Source organism: Adlercreutzia sp. St.1H8, assembly GCF_059728655.1.
In genome coordinates this window covers 2,392,286-2,413,071 of the sequence record NZ_AP039376.1, presented here as the reverse complement: position 1 = coordinate 2,413,071, position 20,786 = coordinate 2,392,286, and the positions used below count along the sequence as shown (strand labels likewise).

Genomic DNA, 20,786 nt, shown 5'->3' with positions numbered 1-20,786 from the left:
AACTTCCGCGACCACCCCCTGAGCCTGGAAAAGCTCCTGGCCGCACGGTACATTTCCGTCATCGGCCACGCGGACGGAAGGAGGGACGTCGGGGTTTCGGGAAAGGCGAAAGCTCATGGAGCGAAAGGGAGGAAGATGGGAAACTTTGAGGAAAAGACGCTAAGCGCCCCGGGCGTTGAGGGGGAGGCCCCTGAGCCTCAGACGGGTCAGGGAAAGGGCGTGGGCTACAGCGTCATGGCATTCCGCTATGGCCTGGGCATCATGTTCTCCACCATGATGACGGCTATGATCAGTACCTTCTGGGCGGTGTACCTGACGGGCACGGCAGGCCTTGACACCGTGCTTATGGCAAGCGTGCTGTCCATAACCGCCCTCGTGGACACCGTGTCGCTGCCCTTCTTGGGCGCGATCATGCAGAAGATCCGCCTGTTTCACGGCAAGTACGGCATGTTTCGCCCGTGGCTTGTCATGGGCGCCGTTCTCTGCGGCCTGTTCTTCTGGATGCGCTTCACTGACCTGGGGATGACGGGCCTGGGGCAGGCGGTCTGGTTTGGCGTGGCGTGCTTCGGCTACAACCTCTGCTTCAACCTGGCCTACACCGCCTACAACGGCGTGCTGCCCCTGCTGGCGCCTAACCCGGACAACCGCATCGCCTACTCCGCGACGCGCAACCTGCTGAACTCGGCCGGCCAGTTCGTCTTCTCGCTCGTCGCGGTGAGCGCCGTGGCCCTGTTCGGCCAAGGCAACGACGTGATGGGCTACTCGCTGTTCGCCGTTTCCATCGCGGCGCTCTACGTCATCGCCTACACGCAGCTGGCTGCCGCATGCAAGAAGGCTGATGCGATCAACGAGGCGGAGGAAGCCGACAAGCAGGGCCAGGAGAAGAAGACCGACCAGTACGATGCGTCGCTGTGGCAGATGATCCGCTACACCCTGTGCAAGCCGTTCGTGCTGTTCATCTGCGCCGGCATGTGCCGCACCGCCATGTACATGATCGTGAACGGGCTGTCGGCCTTCTACTACACTTACGTGGCGGGCGATGCTTCCATGCTGACGGTGTACTTGTCCAGCTCGACGGGCCTCATGATCCTCGGCTCCTTTATCGCCCCGTTCGTCGCCAAGTACATCAAGGGCTCGAGAAACCTCTACGCCCTTGGCGTCGGCATCTTCACCTCCTGCCTGCTGTGTGCCTTCCTGCTGGGCTCCAACCCGGTGGTGCTGACCGCGCTCATGTGCGTCGGCTACGTCGGCTGGGCCTTTGCGCATTCCTGCGAGATCGCCTACTACAGCTCCGTCGTCGACTACTCGTCCCTGCGCGCTGGACGCGACCTCAAGCCCTTCATGATGATGCTGTTCTCGCTCATTCCCAAGCTGGCCATCACCATCGGCTCCACGGTGCTTGGCTTTGGCCTGGTGGCCATCGGCTTCGATGCCACGGCGGTGACGGCCGAGGCTGCCAGCGGGCTCAAGTTCCTGTTCAGCGGCCTGCCGGCTGCCTTCGGCATCGCGTGTGTCGTGCTCACCCTGTTCAACCCCATGAACAAGAAGCTGTCCGACCAGGTTGCCCGCGAGCTCGCCGAGTCCGAGGCCACCAAGGCCGCGTAGCGACGACGCGGATGTGCGGCTACGCCTGTATGCAATGCGGGGCCTGCAAGGGGGTTCGAGCGGGTATTGAGCCCAAGGCTCCCTGCGCAGTCTGCGGCACCTTGAACGATCCGGGGCGAGGGGCCTGCGAGAGCTGCGGAGCAGCTTTGGAGGACCTCACGCCCGGTGTTGCGATGAGATACCACGAGAGGAGAACCAATGGAATTCGACAATGACATCGGCAAGCCGTGGCGCTGGGTTGAGGAGGACGGCACGGTGGTCACGCGCGGAGCGGCCTGGTCGGCACCGGGCTGCCATCCGACGGGCTGCGGTATCAAGACCTACGTGAAGGACGGCAAGCTCGTCCGCATCGAGGGCGACGAGAACCACCCCGTCACGAAGGGACGCCTGTGCGTCCGCTGTCTCACGCTGAAGGACTTCACCTACCATCCCGACCGCGTCATCTACCCGATGAAGCGCGCCCGGGAGGATCGCGGCAAGGACAAGTGGGAACGCTGCACTTGGGAGGAGGCCTACGAGATCATTGCGGAGAACGTCGGCCGCATCAAGGAGGAGTATGGCGCTGAGACCATGCTGGCCATGACCGGCACCGGCCGCATGACCCAGATGGCTGGGGTAGGTGCCCACCGCGCGCTCGGCACGCCGAACGGCTGCTACGCTCAATCAGGCTTCGCCTGCTACGGGCCGCGCGTCTCCATCACCCAGTACCTGCTGGGCGCGCCCTATCCGGAGATCGACTTTGCCGGCGGCTTGCCGGGCGGCTACGATGACCCGCAGTACCAGGTACCGGAGATGATCGTCCAGTGGGGCAAGGAGCCCCTCGTCTCCAACGGCGACGGCCTGTTCGGCCACGCCGTCCTCGACCTGGTGAAGCGCGGTGCCAAGCTCATGTGCGTCGATCCGCGCCTGACATGGACATGCGCCTTGGCCGACTACCACCTGCAGCTGCGCCCCGGTACCGATGCGGCGCTTGGCATGGCCATGCTCGACACCATCATCAGCGAGGACCTCTACGACCACGACTTCGTCGACAAGTGGTGCTACGGCTTCGAGCAGCTGGCCGAGCGCGTGGCCACCATGCCGGCCGAGCGCGCGGCGGAGATCTGCGAGATCCCGGCGGAGGAGATCAGGGAGGCCGCCCGCGCCTATGCGGGCGCCAAGCCGGCGTCCATCGCATGGGGCCTGGCCATCGACCAGACGGTCAACGGCGCCCAGGCGGGCCAGTGCATCCTGAGCCTCATCGCCATCACGGGCAACTTCGACGTTCCCGGCGGCAACATCCTCCAAGACATCTTCGACGGCTCCGGCGACAAGGTGGTCGCGGGCTTGGGCTGGAGGCTCCTCCCCGACGAGCTGAAGGAGAAGGTCATCGGCCTGGAGGAGTATCCCGCCTACGTCAACATGATGCTGCGCGCCCACGCGGATCGCGCGCTCGACGCCCTGGAGACCGCCGTGCCCTACCAGATCCACGGCATCTGGTTCGGCTCCACCAACCTGCTCGCGCCCACCTGCTCCGCGCAGCCGAAGCGCTGGTACAACGCCGCCAAGGACCTTGACTTCAACTGGGTTAACGACATCTTCATGACCCCGACGGCCATGGCCCTGTGCGACGTGTTCCTGCCTGTCTCCTCCTGCATCGAGCAGGACTCCATCGTCCCCACCCACTATGGTGGCACCCCGAACTACTACAGCGCGCTGAACAAGTGCATCGAGGTGGGGGAGTGCAAGGGAGAGTTCTACAACTATCATGACATGGGCCTCATCGTGAACCCCTCTGCCTGGACGGGCGAGAACGCCTGCACCCCCATGGAGTTCATCGACGACTACTTCGTCGGCGGCACGGGCATGAACCACGCCAAGCTACGCGAGGAGGTCACGCACCAGCGCGTCGTGGGCTACCGCAAGTACGAGACCGGGCACCTGCGCCCTGATGGCAACCCGGGCTTCAACACGATGACGGGGCGCCTCGAGCTCTACTCCTACGCGTTCCAGTCGTTTGGAGAGGACCCGCTGCCCTACTATGTGGAGCCCCCGTTCAGCCCGGTGTCCACTCCGGAGGTGGCTGAGAAGTATCCCTTCATTCTCACCACGGGCGCTCGCGAGTACGCCTACTTCCACTCGGAGGGGCGCCAGATCCCCTACCTGCGCGAGCTGGTGCCCGACCCGGTCTTCGAGGTTAGTGCCGTGGACGCTGCGGCCAAGGGCGTTAAGGACGGCGATTGGGTGCGCGTGGAGAACCAGTTCGGCTTCTGCCTGTTCGTCGCTAAGGTCACCAACGCCGTCAAGCCGGGTCTCGTGCATGCTCAGCACGGCTGGTGGTTCCCTGAGGAGGATGGCGAGGCGCCGCACTTCTACGGCGTGTGGAAGGCGAACATCAACAGCCTCGTGCCCCACTCCCGCAACGGAAAGCTGGGCTTCGGCGCTCCCTACAAGTGCCTGCTCTGCGACTTCCGCAAGGCGGTGCCAGAGGACTTCGAGCGCGTCGACGTCGAGGGCATCGATCAGCCGGGAATGCCCAAGCACAAGTATGATGACAACTTCTACCGCTTGGATGAGGATGAAAGCTACCGAAGCGACTCGCCCGCGGCGGGAAAGGAGGAGTAGGCATGGGACGCTACGGCCTGCTTATCGACTACGAGTTCTGCTCCGGATGCCAATCGTGTGAGGTGGCCTGCAAGGAGGAGCACGGCTATCCAGTAGGCACATGGGGCATCCGTGTGTTCGACGACGGCCCCTGGCTGGTCGAAGAGCCCCATGATTGGAACTGGCACAAGATTCCCGTTCCCACCAAGCTCTGCGACCTGTGCGCCGACCGCGTGGCTGCCGGGCGCGAGCCCACCTGCGTGCACCATTGCCTGGCGCAGGTGATGAAGTTCGGCCCGGTGTCCGAGCTGGCCCTGGAGCTTGAGCGGAAACCGAACCAGGTGCTCTGGTGCCCGCGGTAGTCTGATGGCCCAACGGGTCCGGCGTTGCGGCGGCGTGCTGCGGCGCCGGGCCATGCAGGGGATGAAGCGAAGGGGGGAGAGATGGCAAAGCGTATCGTCGGCATCGCAATCGCACTGGCGTTCCTGCTCTTTTTCGCGCTCACGCCGCCGCCGGAGGGCCTGGCTGTCGCGGCGTGGCATGTGTTCGGCGTGCTGTTCTCATCGGTGATCATGTGGCTGTTCGACATCTTCCCCAAGATGATCGTCACGCTCTACGTGTGCGCGGCCTGCGTGGCGGTTGGCTGCTACGACTCCATGTCCGAGGCGCTCAAGTCGTTCATGACGAGCGCAAGCATCATGGTGCTCGGCTCGTTCTTCCTGGCGGGCATGCTCTCGCAGACGAGCATCCCGCTGCGTCTGGTGGGGTTCCTCGTGCGGTTCACCAAGGACAGCGGCCGGGCCTTTCTCCTGGTTATCCTTGCCACCTGCGCGCTCATCTCCTCGTTTTGCGATGACATGACGGCAGCGACCATCGTGTACACGTTCGTGGTTTCGCTGTTTGGCATCGAGCGACGGGTGGTGACGGGGGAGAACCGGAATTTGCGCGCGGCCATGATGATCGGCATTCCGCTCGCGGCCTATGCCGGCGGCTGCATAACGCCGGTGGGCGCTCCGAGCAACGTGGTGGCCATCGAGCTGCTCCGCGCCACGGCAGGCGTGGACATCACGTTTCTGCAGTGGGTGCTCATCATGATCCCCCTCTCCTGGTTCATCGTATGCGTGCTGTGGGGATTCCTCTGCCTGACCCTGCGGCCCGAGCCGCTGGATCCGACGACCTATCGGAAGATTCTCGAGGCGACGAGTCTGGGGCGATGGACGGTGCTCGAGAAGAAATCCCTGGTCATCTTCTTGGGAATGGTGGCCCTGTGGTTCGCCGGGTCGGTCGTGCCCCTTCTCAGCAGCCCTATGGTGGTCATCATCGGCGCCATCGTCATGTACCTGCCCGGCGTGGATGTCATGGTGCCCGAGCGATTCCAGAAGATCGCCTCATGGGACCTGTTCTTTCTGCTGCCGGGCGTCATGGTCATGGCCACAGTCATCGAGCAGTCGGGGCTCATCCAGTGGCTCGTGGGCAACGCGTTTGCGACGCTTGCGGGCTTGCCGGTGCCCCTCACGCTGTTCCTTGCGTGTCTCGTGCTGTTCCTGATACGCGTGCTTATCCCGGCGGGGCCGCCGGTGACCATCCTCGCCATCCCGGCGCTCATCGGCATTGGCGCGGTGACGGGCATCCATCCGGTCGTCATGACGTGCGTCGGCGTCGTGTGGGGCACCATCTGCTTCATGCTTCCCATCGACATATTACGTGCCTACACCTACGATGCCGGCCAGTTCACCGTCAGGCAGATGTGGAAGGCGGAGATCCCCACGGTGGTGGTAAGCCTTGTGTTCAGCACGGTGTATCTGCCCATGGCCGTGGGCGTGGTGTTTCCCGGATAGCGCGCTCGCCGCCTGCGGCGGGGGCGTGTCGACAAGAGGAAGGACAATCGCGATGAGAGAGTTGGGCTCATGGGTGGACATCGCCTATCGGGGAACGTATCCTGACGGAGCCGTATTCGAGGAGCGTGTGGATAAGGCGCCCCTGCGCGTGGTGTTCGGGGCCAACTGCGTCCCGAAGGGGCTCGAGCGGGTTCTGCGTGAGATGGCGCTTGGCGAGGAGCGCGTGGTTGCGGTGTCGGCTGCGGAGGGCTTCGGGCCGCGTGATGAGGACGCGGTGTTTCGCATCCCGGTGAGCATGATTCCCGACTACCGCTCGCTTCCGGTGGGCGAGTATATCCAGTGGTACGGCGATACGCGCAAGAACAAGGAGCCCACGGCTGCCAAGGTGGTCAAGGTGGACGACTTCGAGGTGGTGCTCGACTTGAACCATCCCCTGGCGGGGCGCGACGTCGTGTACGTAGTGAGGGTGGTCGCCGAGGGCGAGGCAGGCGCGACTCAGGTGGACGTGCTGCTCGACGAGCTTCGAAGGCAAGTCGAGGCGCAGGTCGGGAGGCGGATCGCAGACGTCTGATGCGGTGCTTCCCGCAGGTGCGCCGGCTGAGGGCAGGAAGGGGTGTTCCCGTGGAGATCAACCAGCTGCGCTTCTTTCTCGCCTCGTGCGAGGGGGCGAGCTTCGCGAAGGCCGCGGAGGCGACGGGCACGTCGCGGCAGGCCGTCAGCAACTCGGTGAGGAGCCTTGAGTCCGAGATGGGCGTCCAGCTCTTCGAGCGCAAGCACAACCAGATGCGGCTCACGGCGGAGGGCGAGCGGTTCGCGCGCCGGGCGCAGCGGGTCATCAGTCTCGTCGACGACCTCTACAACGAGGAGGCCGACGGCCGTGATGAGCTGGTCTTGGGGCTTGACTCCTTCGTGATCGGCTCGATGACGGATCCCTTCGACTCGCTCATCGAATACGCCTCGGCGGAGGGCGGCTGCTTCGTCCGCGTGGCTCAAGATCCCTTCGAGTCCATGAAGGAGATGCTGCTCAACGGCAGGCGCGACCTGCTCATCCTGCGCTCGCTCTCCAGCTCCTTCGACGGCTGCGCCGCCGTGCCCCTGCGCTCGGCCAAACTGGGTCTCATCGTGAGCGGGGACGATCCGCTGGCGGCACGCGATGCACTCGGCATCGAGGACGTCCGCGGCCGGACCCTCATCGTCCCCAATGGTTCGCGGCAGCGCTACAAGGCGTTCTTCGACGCGCTTGCCGCCGAGGGGCGCGGCCCCAAGGTAAGCTACGTCGACAACTCGGCCATGGCGCTTGCGGCCATCAAGAAGACCAAGGGGGTGGGCATGACCGACTTCGACGGCCCTCCCGAGAGAACGGCGATCGGCGGATGCTTCAAGATCCCGTTCGCCGGGGAGGCGGAGAACGTGCGCGACTGCGCGGTCTACCCGCTCGATAGCCCGAAGAAGGATCAGATCACCCATTTTGTCCGCTGGCTTCAGGATGAGGCCCGCTTCCTCAAGTGGCACCCTTCGGTGCCCATCTCATAGCGCCGGCTCCCCTGATGGCCTCATTACCTTTCGGGTAAGGTCATGAGCTATATTCCGCGCGCTATCGAGTCGTTGGTTGAGCAAACTGCGAGCGAGTACGCGGTGCTGCTGGTGACCGGCCCTCGTCAGGTGGGAAATCGACCCTGCTCGCCCAAGAAGACGGCGTCGCCCAGCCGTTCGATGACAAAAAGCTTCGGGGTCCTTGACCGCGCATCGGTTCCCCGGGGGACGGGCGCTATCATCTGCGTGGCCGAGAGGGTCAGCGCCCTCGACGGCGACACCCTGGTGATCCCCGCCGGCTTGCTGTAGCGAGGGCGCCCGCTCGCGTCCTATCCCACCAGCATCGGCACCAGGTAGAGCAGGGCCACCACGACGCAGGCCGCGGCCACCACGATCTTCCACAGGCGGTACTCGCGATCCATCTTCGCGGCTTCCTGCGCGTCGGGCACGTCGGCGGCGCCGGGCAGCGCCTCGGCCACCGACACCGGCTCGGGCTTGCCGTAGCGGCTCTGGCAGGCGAAGAACACCACGAGCCCGATCACGCACCACAGGGCGCCCACTACCAAGGGCTCGGTGCCCAGCTGGCTCATCATGACGGCGTAGATGACGATGGACACCGGCACGCCCACGGCTACGCCCGGTACGCGGAAGGGACGCGCCAGATCGGGCATGCGTCGACGCAGCCCCAGGGCCGCCGCGATGCCGATGATGTAGTAGAACAGGTCGGCGAACAGCGACAGCGACGCGATGAAGTCCAGCGTGGAGGTGGCCACGAGCAGGATGGACAGCGCCCCGAGCGCGATGATGGCCACGTACGGCGTGCGGAAGCGCGGGTGCACCTTCGCGAACACGCGGGGCATGGCGCCGTCGCGGGCCATGGTGAACAAATAGCGCGGCGGCACGGCGATCGACGCGTTGAGCGTGGAGAAGTCGCCGCCGAAGGCCACGCCGAGGGCCAGCAGCAGAAGCGGCAGCCCCAGGATGCCGGCCGACACCATGGCCTCGGCGTAGGGGGCGGCCGCGTCGGCCAGGCCGGGGATGGCGTCCACCGGCGTGATGCCCACGAGGAACCACTGGAAGGCCCCGTTCACGGCGAAGATGATGAAGGGCGCGAGCTTCAGCGCCCGCGGGATGTTGACGGAGGGGTAGCGGATCTCCTCGCCCATGCCGCAGCAGGTCTCGAAGCCGGCGAAGCACCACCAGATCATGGCCACGGCGGCGATGAACCCGAAGGCGTCCAGGGAGCCCAGGAAGTCCGGCGTCGTCACGAAGGTGGGCAGGCTCACCTCGGGGATCATCGTGAGGAACCAGATGACGGCCACGCCCCAGAAGAAGAACATGAACCCGTTCTGCAGACGGCCGGTGATCTGCACGCCGCGCACGTTGGTGACGATGAACAGCAGGAGCGCCGCGCAGGCGAGCACCACGTCGGGCACGGGCAGCTCCACGCCCACGGCCAGGAAGATGGTCTTGAAGTAGTAGGCGAAGGCGAGCGACTCGCCGCCGGTGACGGCCACGAGCGAGATGATGAAGTTCCAGCCGGCGAGCATCCCCAGGGGACGTCCGAGCCCGAGGCCCGCGTACTGGTAGGTGCCCCCGGCGTAGGGGAGCGCCGCTCCCATCTCGGCGTAGAGCAGCGCCGGGTAGATGGACACGAGCATGGCCACCAGCGTGGCGATGATGACCGCTGGGCCCATGAGTCCCACGATGTTGCCGCCCGTGGTGAACAGGCCCACGCCGATGACGGTGCCCACGGTGATGGTGATGGCCTCGCGCAGGCCGAACTGCCGGCGCAGCGACGGCGCGGAGGCGGAGGGGTCGTTGTCATCGTAAGGTGCGCTCATGGCGGCTCCTCTCTGAAACCGCGGAGTAGGAGGCTCGCGGTGACGGAACATGCCCAGAAACTATAGCGCTCTACTGTAGTAAAGTAAAGGAGGAGGCGGCCGATTGGGGATCCTGGGACGATAGGGGTGGAGGAGGCTGCAAGGCGGAATGCTTCGCTGCGCTCTGCCATTTGAGGCGGGGGCTCGAGCGGGCAGTCGTCTTTCCTCGCCCTGCGGATCGCCCATCTCCCATGTACGCATAATATGTGTGGGGGGCGCCCTCGGCGAGCTGGCGTCTTAGCACTTGTTTGACAGGAATGCTAGGATGATTCCGAGCAACAGAGAGAGCTTGAAGCTCCGCGAGAAACGAGGCGAGCATGTCATTCGAGAAGTTCACCGACAAGGCCCGCAAGGTGCTGGTCCTGGCGCAGGACGAGGCACGCGGGCTCCACCAGCCCTACGTGGGCACCGAGCACATCCTGCTCGGGCTCATCCAGGAGAAGGACGGCCTGGCGGCCCAGGCCCTCGCGCGCCTGAACGTCGGCTACGAGGGCGTCGTCCAGACCATCCGCCAGGTGGTCTCCATCGACGAGGAGGCCGATGTCTCCGGGCACCTCCAATTCACCCCGCGCGTCAAGCGCGTGTTGGAGAACTCCCTGCGCGAGGCCATGCAGATGGGCCAGTCCTACATCTCCACCGAGCACCTGCTGCTCGGTATCGTCCGCGAGGGCGAGGGCACCGCGCTCGAGGTGCTCGGTCGCATGGGCGTCACCGGCGACGACGTGCGCGCGGCCTTGAACGACCTGGTGGGCCAGAGCGCCGTCTACGCCGGCCGCGGCGGGTTCGACCCGACGGGGGCCGGCTCGGACTCCATGCTCAAGGAGTTCGGCACCGACCTCACCAAGAAGGCCCGTGACGGCCAGCTCGACCCCGTCATCGGCCGCGCGGCCGAGATCGAGCGCGTCATGCAGATCCTGTCGCGCCGCCAGAAGAACAACCCGCTCATCCTGGGCGAGCCCGGCGTGGGCAAGACCGCCATCGCCGAGGGGCTGGCCCAGCTCATCGTGGCCAACCAGGTGCCCGACCTGCTGCGCAACAAGCGCCTCATCACGCTCGACGTGTCGGCGCTCGTGGCCGGCTCCAAGTACCGCGGCGAGTTCGAGGAGCGCCTGAAGAAGGTCATCAAGGAGGTCATGGACGCCGGCGACGTGCTGCTGTTCATCGACGAGATCCACACCATCATCGGCGCTGGCTCGGCCGAGGGCTCCATCGACGCGGCCGCCATCCTGAAGCCCCCGCTGTCGCGCGGCGAGATCCAGATCATCGGCGCTACCACGCTCGAGGAGTACCGCAAGCACCTGGAGAAGGACTCCGCCCTCGAGCGCCGCTTCCAGCCGCTCACGGTCAACGAGCCCAACGAGGAGCAGGCCATCCGCATCATGGAGGGGCTGCGCGACCGCTACGAGGCCCATCACCAGGTGCGCTTCACCGAGGAGGCCATCCAGGCCGCCGTCACGCTCTCCGAGCGCTACATCCAGGACCGCTACCTGCCCGATAAGGCCATCGACGTGCTCGACGAGGCCGGCGCCCGCATGCGCATCCGCAACATGACGCTGCCCAAGGAGCTGCGCGACCTCGACGACGAGCTGCGGCGCATCCGCGGCGAGAAGGACGCCGCCATCGCCGATCAGAACTTCGAGCGCGCCGCCCAGCTGCGCGACGAGGAGGCCCAGCTCAAGACCAAGCGCGAGGAGGCCGAGAAGCAGTGGGCCGAGGACTCCTCCAAGACCATCCAGCAGGTCACGCTTGAGGACATCGCGGACGTGGTGTCCATGTCCACCGGCGTGCCCGTCTCCAACCTCACCGAGGCTGAGACGGAGAAGCTCCTGCGCATGGAGGGCGTGCTTCACGAGCGCGTCATCGGCCAGGACGAGGCCGTGACCGCGCTCTCCAAGGCCATTCGCCGCTCGCGCAGCGGCCTCAAGGATCCCAAGCGCCCCGCCGGCTCGTTCATCTTCCTCGGCCCCTCGGGCGTGGGCAAGACCGAGCTCTCCAAGGCGCTCGCCGAGTTCCTGTTCAACTCCGAGGACGCGCTCTTGTCCTTCGACATGTCCGAGTACATGGAGAAGCACGCCGTGTCGCGCCTGATCGGCAGCCCTCCGGGCTACGTGGGCTTCGACGAGGGCGGCCAGCTGACCAAGGCCGTGCGCCAGCGCCCCTACTCGGTGGTGCTCTTCGACGAGATCGAGAAGGCGCATCCGGACGTGTTCAACATCCTCCTGCAGATCCTCGAGGAGGGACGCCTCACCGACGCCCAGGGCCGCACCGTGGACTTCCGCAACACCGTCATCATCATGACGTCGAACGTGGGTGCGCGCGACATCGCGCAGACCACGACGCTCGGCTTCTCCGCCAGCGAGGGCAGCGGCCTTTCCGACAAGGAGATCAAGTCCCGCGTCATGTCGGAGATGAAGAAGCTGTTCCGGCCGGAGTTCCTCAACCGCATCGACGAGATCATCGTGTTCAAGTCGCTGACCGAGGAGCAGATCGCCCAGATCGTCGAGCTCATGGTGGCCGACCTGCGCGACCGCATGATCGCCCAGAACATGTCCATCAACCTCGACGAGGCCGCCATCAAGCTCATCGCCAAGGAGGGCACCGACACCACCTTCGGCGCCCGCCCGCTGCGCCGTGCCATCCAGCGCCTGCTGGAGGATCCGCTCTCCGAGCAGATCCTCGAGGGCCGCTGGACGAGCGGCAGCGTGGTGGACGTCACGGCGGTCGACGGCGAGCTCGTGTTCAACGAGGGCACCGGCTCCATCCCGGCGCCCCGCAAGCGCGATTCCATCGCCCGCGACGCCGAGCTGCTGCTCACCAACTTCGACCTGGGCCATGCCGGCTCGCGCCCTGCGCCCGCCGGCTCGCTCACCGGGGGCGCCGCCGACTAGCCGACGCGCCCGTCCGCCTGGAATGCCGAGGGCCCCGGGGACACGCCCCCGGGGCCCTTCTTGCGTGTTTGGGCCGCGCTGGGCCTAGCAGGCGATGCGGTCGAGCACCTCGATCTTGCGTTTCACCTGGTCGACGATGATGCCGATGCGCCGCTCGGGAATGTTGGGGTTCTTCCCCAGGATGGCGGCCACGGCCTCGGGGAACCCGTCGAGGGCCGCCGCGTCGAGCCAGCCGAAGTAGCCCTCGAACAGCGCCACCTGCTCGGCGGGCTTCATGCCGTCGCGCTTGAACGGCTTGGCGCGGTACAGGAAGTCGCCCGGCACCTCCAGCAGCTCCGCGTCCGACCAGAGGCACGATCCGGTGTCGAACACCGGGGTCAGGCCCGTGACCTCGAGCGTCTCCACGTTGCGGATGACGCCGAAGTTGCGGTAGTGCCTGTCGCGGTTGGCCAGCACGAAGTCGCAGGCGAACATCTTGGCCAGCTGGGTCATCACTTCGTCGGCGTCCAGGCCGAAGTCGGCGCAGCGGCGCACGTAGAACTGGAGGTCGGACAGGTTGTTGGGCTGCTTCACGTTGCGGATGACGTCCCAGCCGGCCACGAGCTCCTCGTCGTCGCCCAGGAGGTTGCCGCAGGCGGAGTACACGCGGCGGCCGTCCTCGAACAGCCAGTAGGGGGTGAACTCGCCCGGCTCCATGAGGCGGCGGTGCAGCTCGGTGGCGATCACCTCGTTGTAGGGCTCCTGGTTGACGAAGCCGATGCCCGACTTCAGCAACACGCGCTGCCCGTCGATGATCTTCCACTTCTTGAGCAGGTCGCCGCCGAGCGTGCTGTTGGGCGACGAGAGGCTCACCCGCGCGTAGTCGGGTGCGTCGGGCGACGACCCCTGGGAGTCCTGCCCCAAGGTGAGGAACCCCAGGTCATCGGTGAAGTCGTTGTCGAAGAAGTTGACGGCGTCCCAGGTCTTGGGGTCGTCCTCGTCGTTGAGCCAGTAGCGGTCGGAGAGCGACAGCCCGAAGCTCCGCTCAGCCAGCACGAGCGTGCTGTCGAGCCGCAGGTTCTCGAGCAGGCGCTTGACGTGGGCGCGCGAGGCGGGGATGGCGCGATGGTGCCACCAGTAGTTCACCTGGTGCTTGGAGATTTCGCCGTGGCGGTCGGCCAGGCCCACCGGCGCGGCGTCGAGGTTCTCCGTGCGCGTGACGCGCACGGCCTTGTGCTCGTCCAGGTCGTACTCGAAGGCCAGCACGGGCGTGTTCTTGTTCATGAGCACGTAGCGAGCCACCGCCATCGCTTGCCACCGCCTTCCCGGTTCGTCGGCCTTTGTCGCATTATACGGGATGGGGGAGCGAGCTCGGGCGCGGGCCGCCGTCCTGCTCTATACTAGACGCGACCGACAAACCACCAGGGGGTAGCCCAATGTCCAAGACCATCGATCCCATCTTCGAGCCGGCGGTGCTGCGCGCACCGGAGCTGCTGCTTGACGGCCTCGACTTCGACGCGCTCAGCCAGGTGAACTGCGGGCTGCAGGGCAAGGTGGACAAGAACCCCCAGACGGCGGCCATCATCCTGGCCGGCGGCACGGGCGAGCGCTTCGGCAAGGAAGGCGGCAAGCAGCTGGTGGAGATTGCCGGCAAGCCCATCCTCACCTGGTCGGCCGAGGCCTTCGACGCCGTGGGTGACGTGGGGCTCATCGTCATCGTGTGCCCGGAGGAGCGCATGCGCGAGTACCTCTCCCGCGCCATCGACCCGTTCCCCTTCGTCACGCCCGTCGTCATGGCGCCGGCGGGCTCCATCCGCCAGGAGTCGGCGTTCTCGGGCCTGGAGTATGTGGGCGACGACTACGAGTACGTGGTGCTGCACGACGGCGCCCGTCCGCTCATCTCGCCCGACCTCATCCTCCATACCATCAACACGGTGAAGGGGAACTTCGACTGCGACGGCGCCGTGGTGGCGCATCCGGCCGTCGACACCCTCAAGGTGGTGGAGAACGGCGTCATCATGGGCACGCCCGACCGCTCGGTGTTCTGGAACGCTCAGACGCCCCAGGTGTTCCGCACGGGCATCTACCGCCGCGCCCACGCGAGCGCGCTCTCTGACGGCTTTGTGGGCACCGACGACTCGGCGCTCATCGAGCGGCTTGGCGGTCGCGTGCTCGTGGTGGAGGGCAAGCGCGACAACATCAAGCTCACGGTGCCGGAGGACTACGTGCTTTTGGCCAGCGCCGTGCGCACCATGTTCCTGAGGGACGCCGAGGGGGTCAGCCATGGCGAGTAGTGCGAACGCGGTTGGCGCGGATGCGGGCGCCGGCTCCGGCTCCGGCGCCTCGGCGGTTCCCGCGGCCCTGCGCGGACTGCGCACGGGCCTTGGCTACGACGTGCACGCCTTCGCCGAGGGGCGCCGCCTCATCCTGGGCGGCGTGGACATCCCGCACGTGCGCGGGCTCGACGGCCACTCAGACGCCGACGTGCTGGCCCACGCCATCGCCGATGCGCTGCTCGGCGCCGTGCGCGGGGGCGACATCGGCAAGCTGTTCCCCGACACCGACCCGGCCTACAAGGACGCCGACTCGCTCAAGCTGCTGGCCGCCGTGGCCGCCTTCGTGCGCGAGCAGGGCTTCGAGATCCTCGACGTAGACAGCGTCATCGCCGCCCAGGCGCCCAAGCTCTCGCCCTACCGTGACCAGATGCGCGCCAACCTGGCTGCTGCCATGGGCCTGTCGGCAGAAAACGTGGGCGTGAAGGCCACCACCACCGAGCGCCTCGGCTTCGAGGGCCGCGAGGAGGGCATCTCCGCCACCGCCACCTGCCTCGTGTGCCGCCTCTAGCCCGGTTCCCTCGAGCCTGGGCGGCAAAGGGGCCCCTTCCCTGCGAGAAATGACGGCTTTGCATTGTCGCTCGCTTCCGGGCTGGCGGTTCGCCCCGCGTTTCCCCAGGTCGCGAAAGCGTCCCGCAGGCTTGTGGCGTGATGGGGGTCGCCTCGCGCCCGAGAAATCATGCAGAACCGTCATTTCTCGCAGAAAACGCCCTCTATTTCTGCCCGTGTCAACTTGCCGGCCGGCAGGGCGGGCGGGGACGGGCGCCCCTTTCGCCGCACTGCCGCCCCGGCCGCCCGTCCCGATCCTGCTCGGCGCCGCCCCAGTCCGACTCGGCCGCCCCGCCGCCCTGCCGGCCGCCCGTCCCGATCCTGCTCGGCGCGCTCCGCTGCCTTCTCCGAAAAAAATCCGCCTCCGCCCGCACATTTCGCGTCGCTGCGGCGTATTACGGGTGAAGGGCCTTTCAACCGAGATGATGAGGGAGCGTTCGTGGACAACCGGGAGTATCGCGCCGCCGTCGACGCCTATGGCGACATGGTGTACCGCATCGCGCTCAACCAGACGCGCAGCGCGGCCGATGCCGACGACGTCACTCAGACGGTGTTCATGAGGCTCTACGCCAAGCCGCCGGCCGATGCCGAGGGCGATCGGCTCAAGCACTGGCTCATCCGCGTGACGGCGAACGAGTGCAAGAGCCTGTGGCGCTCGGCATGGCGTCGGCGCGTGAGCCTGCAGGAGGTCACCGACGAGCATCTGCCGCCCGCCTTCGACGAGCCCGACCATGAGCGCCTCTACGACGCCCTGGCCGCGCTGCCGGAGAAGTGCCGCATCGTCGTGCACCTCTTCTACTTCGAGGGCTACGGCACGCGCGAGATCGCGGAGGTGCTCGGCATCAGGGAGCCCACGGTGCGCACCCGACTCACTCGGGCACGGAAACTGTTGAGACAGCAGCTGAAGGAGGCGTGGGATGACGACGAGCAACCAGAGCCGGTACCGAGCCATGATGGAAGAGGTACGTGCCCCTGCTGAGCTGCTGGGAAAGGTTAAGGGCATTCCCATGGAGAAGACGAAGAAGGCGCCGACGCTGGCGCTGAGGTACGCGACGGTGGCGATGGCCGCGCTCATCGGGACGTTCGCGGTGAGCAACGGCGTGTGCTACGCCGCCACGGGCGAGACGTGGGTGGAGAAGGCCATCGTCATGGTGAACGGCGATCCGGTGGAGGTGACCGTCAAGGACACCACGGAGCCCGTCAAGGTGAGCGTCCACGCGGACGGCGCCACGGAGGGCGAGGTCGTCTACCAGTCGAACTCGACGGCCACGGCGGGGTCGGGCGCCCAGGGCGCCACGGGCACCTTCGAGGTCAGCGACCTGGGCTCGGCTGAGGCCGGCGGGATCCAGGCCATCGTGCTTGAGGGCTCTGACGGCCGCGTGCACGTGAGCGTGGCCGGCGGCGCCCCCGTCGACGTCACCGACCAGCTGGCGGCGTCGGGCGCCGCCGCGGGCACCTGCGAGGCGGACGGCGTGACCTATGCCTTCGAGGTGACCGGCCAGAAGGGCGCCTACCGCGCCACCGCCGAGCGCGCCTAGCGCGCCCGCCCGGGCATCTGCCATTTCCTCCCTCGGCCCCGCGCGCCCCGTTCGGCGCCGGGGCCTTCCCCTTCGCGCGGCCGTCGCTGCCGGGCCGCACCCTGCTCGGGCCCGCTGCGCGCGCCGCCCGCCCGGGCATCGCCGCGCCGCGCCGTGCCGCGAGCCGCCTGCGACGCGGCCGCCGTCGCCCCCGCGGCCTGCGGGATGCGCTACAATCGCATGCATTCGCGACTACGGCAAGGAGCATCCCATGACCATCAGGCTCTACGACACCAAGCTGCGCCGCAAGGTGGACTTCACTCCCCTCCATGAGGGGAAGGTGTCCATGTATGTGTGCGGCCCCACCGTCTACAACCGCATCCACATCGGCAACGCGCGCACCTTCATCTCCTTCGACATGATCCGCCGCTACCTGACGTGGCGCGGCTTCGACGTGACCTTCGTCCAGAACGTCACTGACGTGGACGACAAGATCATCAAGCGCGCCAACGAGGAGGGCCGTTCTGCCGCTGAGGTGGCCGCCCAGTACACTGAGGCGTTCATCGCCGACATGCACGCGGCCGGCGTGCAGGACCCCGACGTGCGCCCCAAGGCCACCGAGGAGATTCCCGCCATGATCGAGCTGGTGCAGACGCTCATCGACGGCGGCCACGCCTACGAGGTGGACGGCGACGTGTACTTCGCCGTGCGCTCCTACGAGGGCTACGGTGAGCTCTCCGGCCGCAACATCGACGAGATGGAGGGCGGCCACCGCGAGCTGCGCGCCGACGGCCAGGGCCTGGAGGATCGCAAGCGCGACCCTCTCGACTTCGCCCTCTGGAAGGCCGCCAAGCCTGGCGAGCCCTCGTGGGAGAGCCCCTGGGGGCAGGGGCGCCCGGGGTGGCACATCGAGTGCTCGGCCATGTCCCGCAAGTACCTGGGGCTGCCCTTCGACATCCACGGCGGCGGTTCTGACCTGGCCTTTCCCCATCACGAGAACGAGCGCGCCCAGTCTGAGGCCGCGTGCGGCTGCACCTTCGCCAACCACTGGATGCACTCGGGGATGCTGCAGGTGAACGCCGAGAAGATGTCGAAGTCGCTCGGTAACTTCATGCTGCTCCACGAGGTGCTCGACACCACGCGCCCGGCGGCCCTGCGCATGCTCATGCTGCAGACCCACTACCGCAGCCCGCTCGACTTCTCCGAGGAGCGCCTGGCCGAGGCCGACGCCGCGCTCACGCGCATCGAGAACGCGGTCAAGAACGTGGATTGGCTGGCGGGCGCCGCCGAGGACGGCGCGCCGGACGTGGTGGACGCCGCGGCTCTGGGCGCGCAGGTGTCGGCCGCGCGCGAGGCGTTCGCTCAGGCCATGGACGACGACTTCAACGCGCCGGCGGCTCTGGGCGCCGTGTTCACGCTGGTGGGCGAGGTAAACGCTGCGGTGGCGGACAAATCGCTCTCGGTGGCGGATGTGCAGGCCGCGATGGCCGCGCGCGACGCCGTCGTGGAGCTGCTGGCCGTGCTGGGCGTTGCGCTCGCCGACGAGCAGGGCGGGGGCGCGGCCTATCCGCCCGAGGTGATCGAGCTGGCGGCCGACATCGCCGGGTACGGCGGCGCCGATGCCATGGAGGCGGTGGAGGCGCTGCTTGAGGCGCGCGCCCGCGCTCGCAAGGAGAAGAGCTGGGCCGTGGCCGACGGCGTACGTGACGGCCTGACCGCCCTCGGCTTCACCATCGAGGACACCCCCCAGGGTGCCCGCGTGACCTACGCGGGATAGCGCCGGGCCTCGGCCCGGGTCCTGCGCGGGCTCGCGCGGCCTGCGGTCGCGGGCAGGCTCCTTCGCGGGGCCCCGCTGCTTCGGCGGCGGGGCCCCGCGTGTTGCGGGCGCCCCGCGCGTGCTATCCGCGTTCACCCCTGCTCCGCCTGTGCGAAACTGCGGTGCAAAATGGTCAAAAAAGCCGACTTGACGACGGGGGAGGGGCGATCCCGCGCGTTTCTCGCCATGCGGCGGAGCGGTGGGGATCGGGTTCGCGTGTGACCAGGCGCGTTTCGCGAGGGCTGGGCGGCGTCTCTCGCGCGGATGTCGTCAGGTCGGCTTTTTTGACCATTTTGTCCGTGGGGCCGTGCGAAACGACCTCTTCCGCAATCGGGTCAACGGGACATCGTCTGCTCCGCAGGCTTGTCGTCAGGTCGCCGGTTTTTGCCACGTTACGCCGCGAAGGCAGCGCGTTTCTTCCCAGGGCGGCGAGAAGGCCCCTTCCGCAATCGGGTCAATGGCGTATCGTCTCATGGCGAGGGCGCCGACGGGGCGCCACGGGAGGGAGGATGCGATGGATCCGGTCATCAAGCTGCGCGGCGTCACCAAGGACTATGGCGGCGGCCGAGGCGTGTTCGACCTGTCGCTTGCGGTGGGCCGCGGCGAGGTCGTCGGCTTCCTCGGGGCCAACGGCGCCGGCAAGTCCGTCACGATGCGGCTGCTCATGGGCTTCGTGCGGCCCGATGCGGGCAGCGTGTCCATCGGCGGCCTGGACTGCTTCGCCCGCCACGCCGCCATCCAGGGGCGCGTGGGGTATCTGCCCGGCGAGCTGGCATGCCCCGCCGACCTGACTGGCGCGGCCTTCCTCGATTTCATGGCGGCCCTGCGCGGCGCGTCCGACCGGCGCCGCCGCGACGAGCTCACGGCCTTCTTCGAGCTTGATCCGCGCGCTCGCATCCGCTCGCTTTCCAAGGGCAACCGGCAGAAGCTCGGCATCGTGGCCGCCTTCATGGGTGCGCCCGACGTGCTGCTGCTCGACGAGCCCACGAGCGGCCTCGACCTGCTCATGCAGCGCCGCTTCGTCGAGCTGGTGCGGGCCGAGCGGGAGCGCGGCGCCACGGTGCTGCTGTCATCCCACGTCCTCGGCGAGGTGGAGGGAATCTGCGACCGCGCGGTGTTCATCCGCCGCGGCCGCCTGTCGTCGGAGACGCCCGCCGCTGACCTCACGCTGGACGCCACGCTCGAGCGCCTCTACGGCGCCGACGCCCTCGACCGCCACTGGGAGGCGCCCGCCGAGCCCGCCTCGCCGGAGAAGGGAGGCCCCCGATGATCCCCGCCCTCCTCGCGCGCAGCCTGCGCGGCGTCGCCCCGGTGCTCGCAGCCCTTGCGGCCGTCGCCGTCATGTACGTCGCCTCCGTCGCCTACCTCTACGACCCGGCCGTCAGCGAGAGCCTGGTGCTCATGCAGGAGGCCATGCCCGAGCTCTTCGCGGCCTTCAACATGACCAACGCCGCCGCCACGCTGCTCGACTTCCTCGTCAACTATCTCTACGGCTTCCTGCTGACCATCGTGCTGGTCATTCTGGCCGTCTACCTGGCGCAGCGCCTGGTGGTGGGGCCCGAGAGGGACGGTTCGCTCGCGTGGCTGCTGGCCGCTCCGCGCTCGCGGACGGCACTTGCCCTCACGCTTGTCGCGGCGGAGGCGGCCGCCGTCGCCCTCCTGGTGGGGTTCTGCTGGGCGGGCGAGGTCATCAGCTGCGAGGCGCTGTTCCCCGGCGAGCTCGACCATGCCGGCCTGGCTCGCGTCAATGCGGGACTGCTCGCCCTCGGCCTGTTCGCGTCGGCGGTCTGCCTCGCGTCGGCCTGCGCCTTCCAGCGCCCCGGCCTCGGCCTGGGGGTGGGCGCCGGCGCCTGCGTGCTGTTCTTCCTCGTGGGGCTCATCGGCACGGTGGGGGAGGGACTCGCCTGGGCGGCCGACCTGTCGCCCTTCGCGCTGTTCGATCCCTACGGCCTGGCGGCGGGGGACGCGGGAGCCTTGGTCGGATCCGCCCTGCTCGCCGCAGCCGCGGCGGCGCTTGACGCCCTGGCCGTCGTCTCCTTCGCCCGCCGCGACTTCAGCCTGTAGCGCCTGCGGCCGGTGCCGCCCGCGGCGCCTTGGCGAGGCGTCGTGCCTCGGAAAATTGAGCTTGCCGCGCAAATTCGGACGGTTTTGCACTCTGCAGCGTCCTTCTTTGCCGCTGATTCAGCCGCCGCGGCCGCAAAACCCCTGGACGCGCCTGCGTGTGCCGGCATCTTGGGGGCTTTTGCCGCACGGCAGGGTGCA

At 67.4% G+C, this 20,786-nt stretch carries 17 protein-coding genes; 15 read left to right on the top strand and 2 right to left on the bottom strand.

Annotated elements, in window-relative coordinates:
- The first annotated feature begins 135 nt into the window (after positions 1-135).
- The 7 genes from AC6I0Y_RS09545 (at position 136) to AC6I0Y_RS09515 (ending at position 7,868) form a co-directional block, all read left to right on the top strand.
- The gene (locus AC6I0Y_RS09545; RefSeq protein ID WP_160707804.1) at positions 136-1,605 is read left to right on the top strand and encodes an MFS transporter; all 1,470 of its coding nucleotides are present in this window, start codon (positions 136-138) and stop codon (positions 1,603-1,605) included.
- A gap of 198 nt (positions 1,606-1,803) precedes the next feature.
- A complete protein-coding gene (locus tag AC6I0Y_RS09540) occupies positions 1,804-4,209 on the top strand; it encodes a molybdopterin-dependent oxidoreductase (protein ID WP_497731336.1) in 2,406 nt (801 codons plus the stop codon).
- 2 nt (positions 4,210-4,211) lie between these two features.
- Complete coding sequence (locus AC6I0Y_RS09535; RefSeq protein ID WP_497731334.1) at positions 4,212-4,550, top strand: 4Fe-4S dicluster domain-containing protein; 339 nt, start codon at positions 4,212-4,214, stop codon at positions 4,548-4,550.
- An 81-nt stretch (positions 4,551-4,631) separates the two neighbouring features.
- Entirely contained in the window at positions 4,632-6,026 is a 1,395-nt protein-coding gene (locus AC6I0Y_RS09530; RefSeq protein WP_160707801.1) for an SLC13 family permease, read from the top strand.
- 52 nt (positions 6,027-6,078) lie between these two features.
- Positions 6,079-6,597, top strand: coding sequence for an FKBP-type peptidyl-prolyl cis-trans isomerase (locus AC6I0Y_RS09525; protein ID WP_160707800.1), 519 nt, complete (start codon positions 6,079-6,081; stop codon positions 6,595-6,597).
- A gap of 50 nt (positions 6,598-6,647) precedes the next feature.
- Positions 6,648-7,559 (top strand): LysR family transcriptional regulator, encoded by a 912-nt coding sequence (locus tag AC6I0Y_RS09520; protein WP_160707799.1) that lies wholly within the window; start codon positions 6,648-6,650, stop codon positions 7,557-7,559.
- A 42-nt stretch (positions 7,560-7,601) separates the two neighbouring features.
- Entirely contained in the window at positions 7,602-7,868 is a 267-nt protein-coding gene (locus tag AC6I0Y_RS09515; protein ID WP_497731329.1) for a hypothetical protein, read from the top strand.
- A gap of 20 nt (positions 7,869-7,888) precedes the next feature.
- On the opposite strand, the gene AC6I0Y_RS09510 is transcribed toward AC6I0Y_RS09515, so the two are convergent.
- On the bottom strand, positions 7,889-9,403 hold the full coding sequence (locus AC6I0Y_RS09510) for an APC family permease (protein WP_497731326.1): 1,515 nt from the start codon (positions 9,401-9,403) through the stop codon (positions 7,889-7,891).
- A gap of 356 nt (positions 9,404-9,759) precedes the next feature.
- On the opposite strand from AC6I0Y_RS09510, the gene AC6I0Y_RS09505 reads away from it, so the two are divergent.
- A complete protein-coding gene (locus AC6I0Y_RS09505) occupies positions 9,760-12,330 on the top strand; it encodes an ATP-dependent Clp protease ATP-binding subunit (RefSeq protein WP_160707796.1) in 2,571 nt (856 codons plus the stop codon).
- A gap of 84 nt (positions 12,331-12,414) precedes the next feature.
- Here AC6I0Y_RS09505 and AC6I0Y_RS09500 read toward each other — a convergent pair whose 3' ends face one another.
- Positions 12,415-13,617, bottom strand: coding sequence for a HipA domain-containing protein (locus AC6I0Y_RS09500; RefSeq protein WP_497731323.1), 1,203 nt, complete (start codon positions 13,615-13,617; stop codon positions 12,415-12,417).
- Between the two features lie 128 nt (positions 13,618-13,745).
- Between AC6I0Y_RS09500 and ispD the strand changes: the two genes are divergently transcribed.
- The 7 genes from ispD (at position 13,746) to AC6I0Y_RS09465 (ending at position 20,588) form a co-directional block, all read left to right on the top strand.
- On the top strand, positions 13,746-14,603 hold the full coding sequence (ispD, locus tag AC6I0Y_RS09495; protein WP_497731320.1) for a 2-C-methyl-D-erythritol 4-phosphate cytidylyltransferase: 858 nt from the start codon (positions 13,746-13,748) through the stop codon (positions 14,601-14,603).
- The gene (gene ispF, locus AC6I0Y_RS09490; protein WP_497731317.1) at positions 14,593-15,153 is read left to right on the top strand and encodes a 2-C-methyl-D-erythritol 2,4-cyclodiphosphate synthase; all 561 of its coding nucleotides are present in this window, start codon (positions 14,593-14,595) and stop codon (positions 15,151-15,153) included. The genes ispD and ispF overlap by 11 nt, the downstream gene beginning before the upstream one ends.
- 477 nt (positions 15,154-15,630) lie before the next feature.
- Positions 15,631-16,170 carry an RNA polymerase sigma factor gene (locus AC6I0Y_RS09485; protein ID WP_497731314.1) on the top strand — a complete coding sequence of 180 codons (540 nt, stop codon included), beginning with the start codon at positions 15,631-15,633 and terminating at the stop codon, positions 16,168-16,170.
- Positions 16,109-16,729 (top strand): hypothetical protein, encoded by a 621-nt coding sequence (locus AC6I0Y_RS09480; protein WP_497731311.1) that lies wholly within the window; start codon positions 16,109-16,111, stop codon positions 16,727-16,729. The genes AC6I0Y_RS09485 and AC6I0Y_RS09480 overlap by 62 nt, the downstream gene beginning before the upstream one ends.
- Positions 16,730-16,979: 250 nt before the next feature.
- Positions 16,980-18,485, top strand: coding sequence for a cysteine--tRNA ligase (cysS, locus tag AC6I0Y_RS09475; RefSeq protein WP_497731309.1), 1,506 nt, complete (start codon positions 16,980-16,982; stop codon positions 18,483-18,485).
- 553 nt (positions 18,486-19,038) lie between these two features.
- Positions 19,039-19,794 carry an ABC transporter ATP-binding protein gene (locus tag AC6I0Y_RS09470; protein ID WP_497731307.1) on the top strand — a complete coding sequence of 252 codons (756 nt, stop codon included), beginning with the start codon at positions 19,039-19,041 and terminating at the stop codon, positions 19,792-19,794.
- The gene (locus AC6I0Y_RS09465; protein ID WP_497731306.1) at positions 19,791-20,588 is read left to right on the top strand and encodes a hypothetical protein; all 798 of its coding nucleotides are present in this window, start codon (positions 19,791-19,793) and stop codon (positions 20,586-20,588) included. The genes AC6I0Y_RS09470 and AC6I0Y_RS09465 overlap by 4 nt, the downstream gene beginning before the upstream one ends.
- The last annotated feature ends 198 nt before the right edge of the window (positions 20,589-20,786 follow it).

What these genes read in the sequence shown, in the direction of transcription:
- AC6I0Y_RS09465 (WP_497731306.1), top strand. Translation starts at nt 19,791, where the DNA reads ATGATCCCCGCCCTCCTCGCGCGCAGCCTGCGCGGCGTCGCCCCGGTG.
- ispF (WP_497731317.1), top strand. Translation starts at nt 14,593, where the DNA reads ATGGCGAGTAGTGCGAACGCGGTTGGCGCGGATGCGGGCGCCGGCTCC.
- AC6I0Y_RS09470 (WP_497731307.1), top strand. Translation starts at nt 19,039, where the DNA reads ATGGATCCGGTCATCAAGCTGCGCGGCGTCACCAAGGACTATGGCGGC.
- AC6I0Y_RS09535 (WP_497731334.1), top strand. Translation starts at nt 4,212, where the DNA reads ATGGGACGCTACGGCCTGCTTATCGACTACGAGTTCTGCTCCGGATGC.
- AC6I0Y_RS09480 (WP_497731311.1), top strand. Translation starts at nt 16,109, where the DNA reads ATGACGACGAGCAACCAGAGCCGGTACCGAGCCATGATGGAAGAGGTA.
- AC6I0Y_RS09530 (WP_160707801.1), top strand. Translation starts at nt 4,632, where the DNA reads ATGGCAAAGCGTATCGTCGGCATCGCAATCGCACTGGCGTTCCTGCTC.
- AC6I0Y_RS09515 (WP_497731329.1), top strand. Translation starts at nt 7,602, where the DNA reads ATGAGCTATATTCCGCGCGCTATCGAGTCGTTGGTTGAGCAAACTGCG.
- AC6I0Y_RS09500 (WP_497731323.1), bottom strand. Translation starts at nt 13,617, where the DNA reads ATGGCGGTGGCTCGCTACGTGCTCATGAACAAGAACACGCCCGTGCTG.
- AC6I0Y_RS09505 (WP_160707796.1), top strand. Translation starts at nt 9,760, where the DNA reads ATGTCATTCGAGAAGTTCACCGACAAGGCCCGCAAGGTGCTGGTCCTG.
- AC6I0Y_RS09540 (WP_497731336.1), top strand. Translation starts at nt 1,804, where the DNA reads ATGGAATTCGACAATGACATCGGCAAGCCGTGGCGCTGGGTTGAGGAG.
- AC6I0Y_RS09510 (WP_497731326.1), bottom strand. Translation starts at nt 9,403, where the DNA reads ATGAGCGCACCTTACGATGACAACGACCCCTCCGCCTCCGCGCCGTCG.
- AC6I0Y_RS09545 (WP_160707804.1), top strand. Translation starts at nt 136, where the DNA reads ATGGGAAACTTTGAGGAAAAGACGCTAAGCGCCCCGGGCGTTGAGGGG.
- AC6I0Y_RS09525 (WP_160707800.1), top strand. Translation starts at nt 6,079, where the DNA reads ATGAGAGAGTTGGGCTCATGGGTGGACATCGCCTATCGGGGAACGTAT.
- cysS (WP_497731309.1), top strand. Translation starts at nt 16,980, where the DNA reads ATGACCATCAGGCTCTACGACACCAAGCTGCGCCGCAAGGTGGACTTC.
- ispD (WP_497731320.1), top strand. Translation starts at nt 13,746, where the DNA reads ATGTCCAAGACCATCGATCCCATCTTCGAGCCGGCGGTGCTGCGCGCA.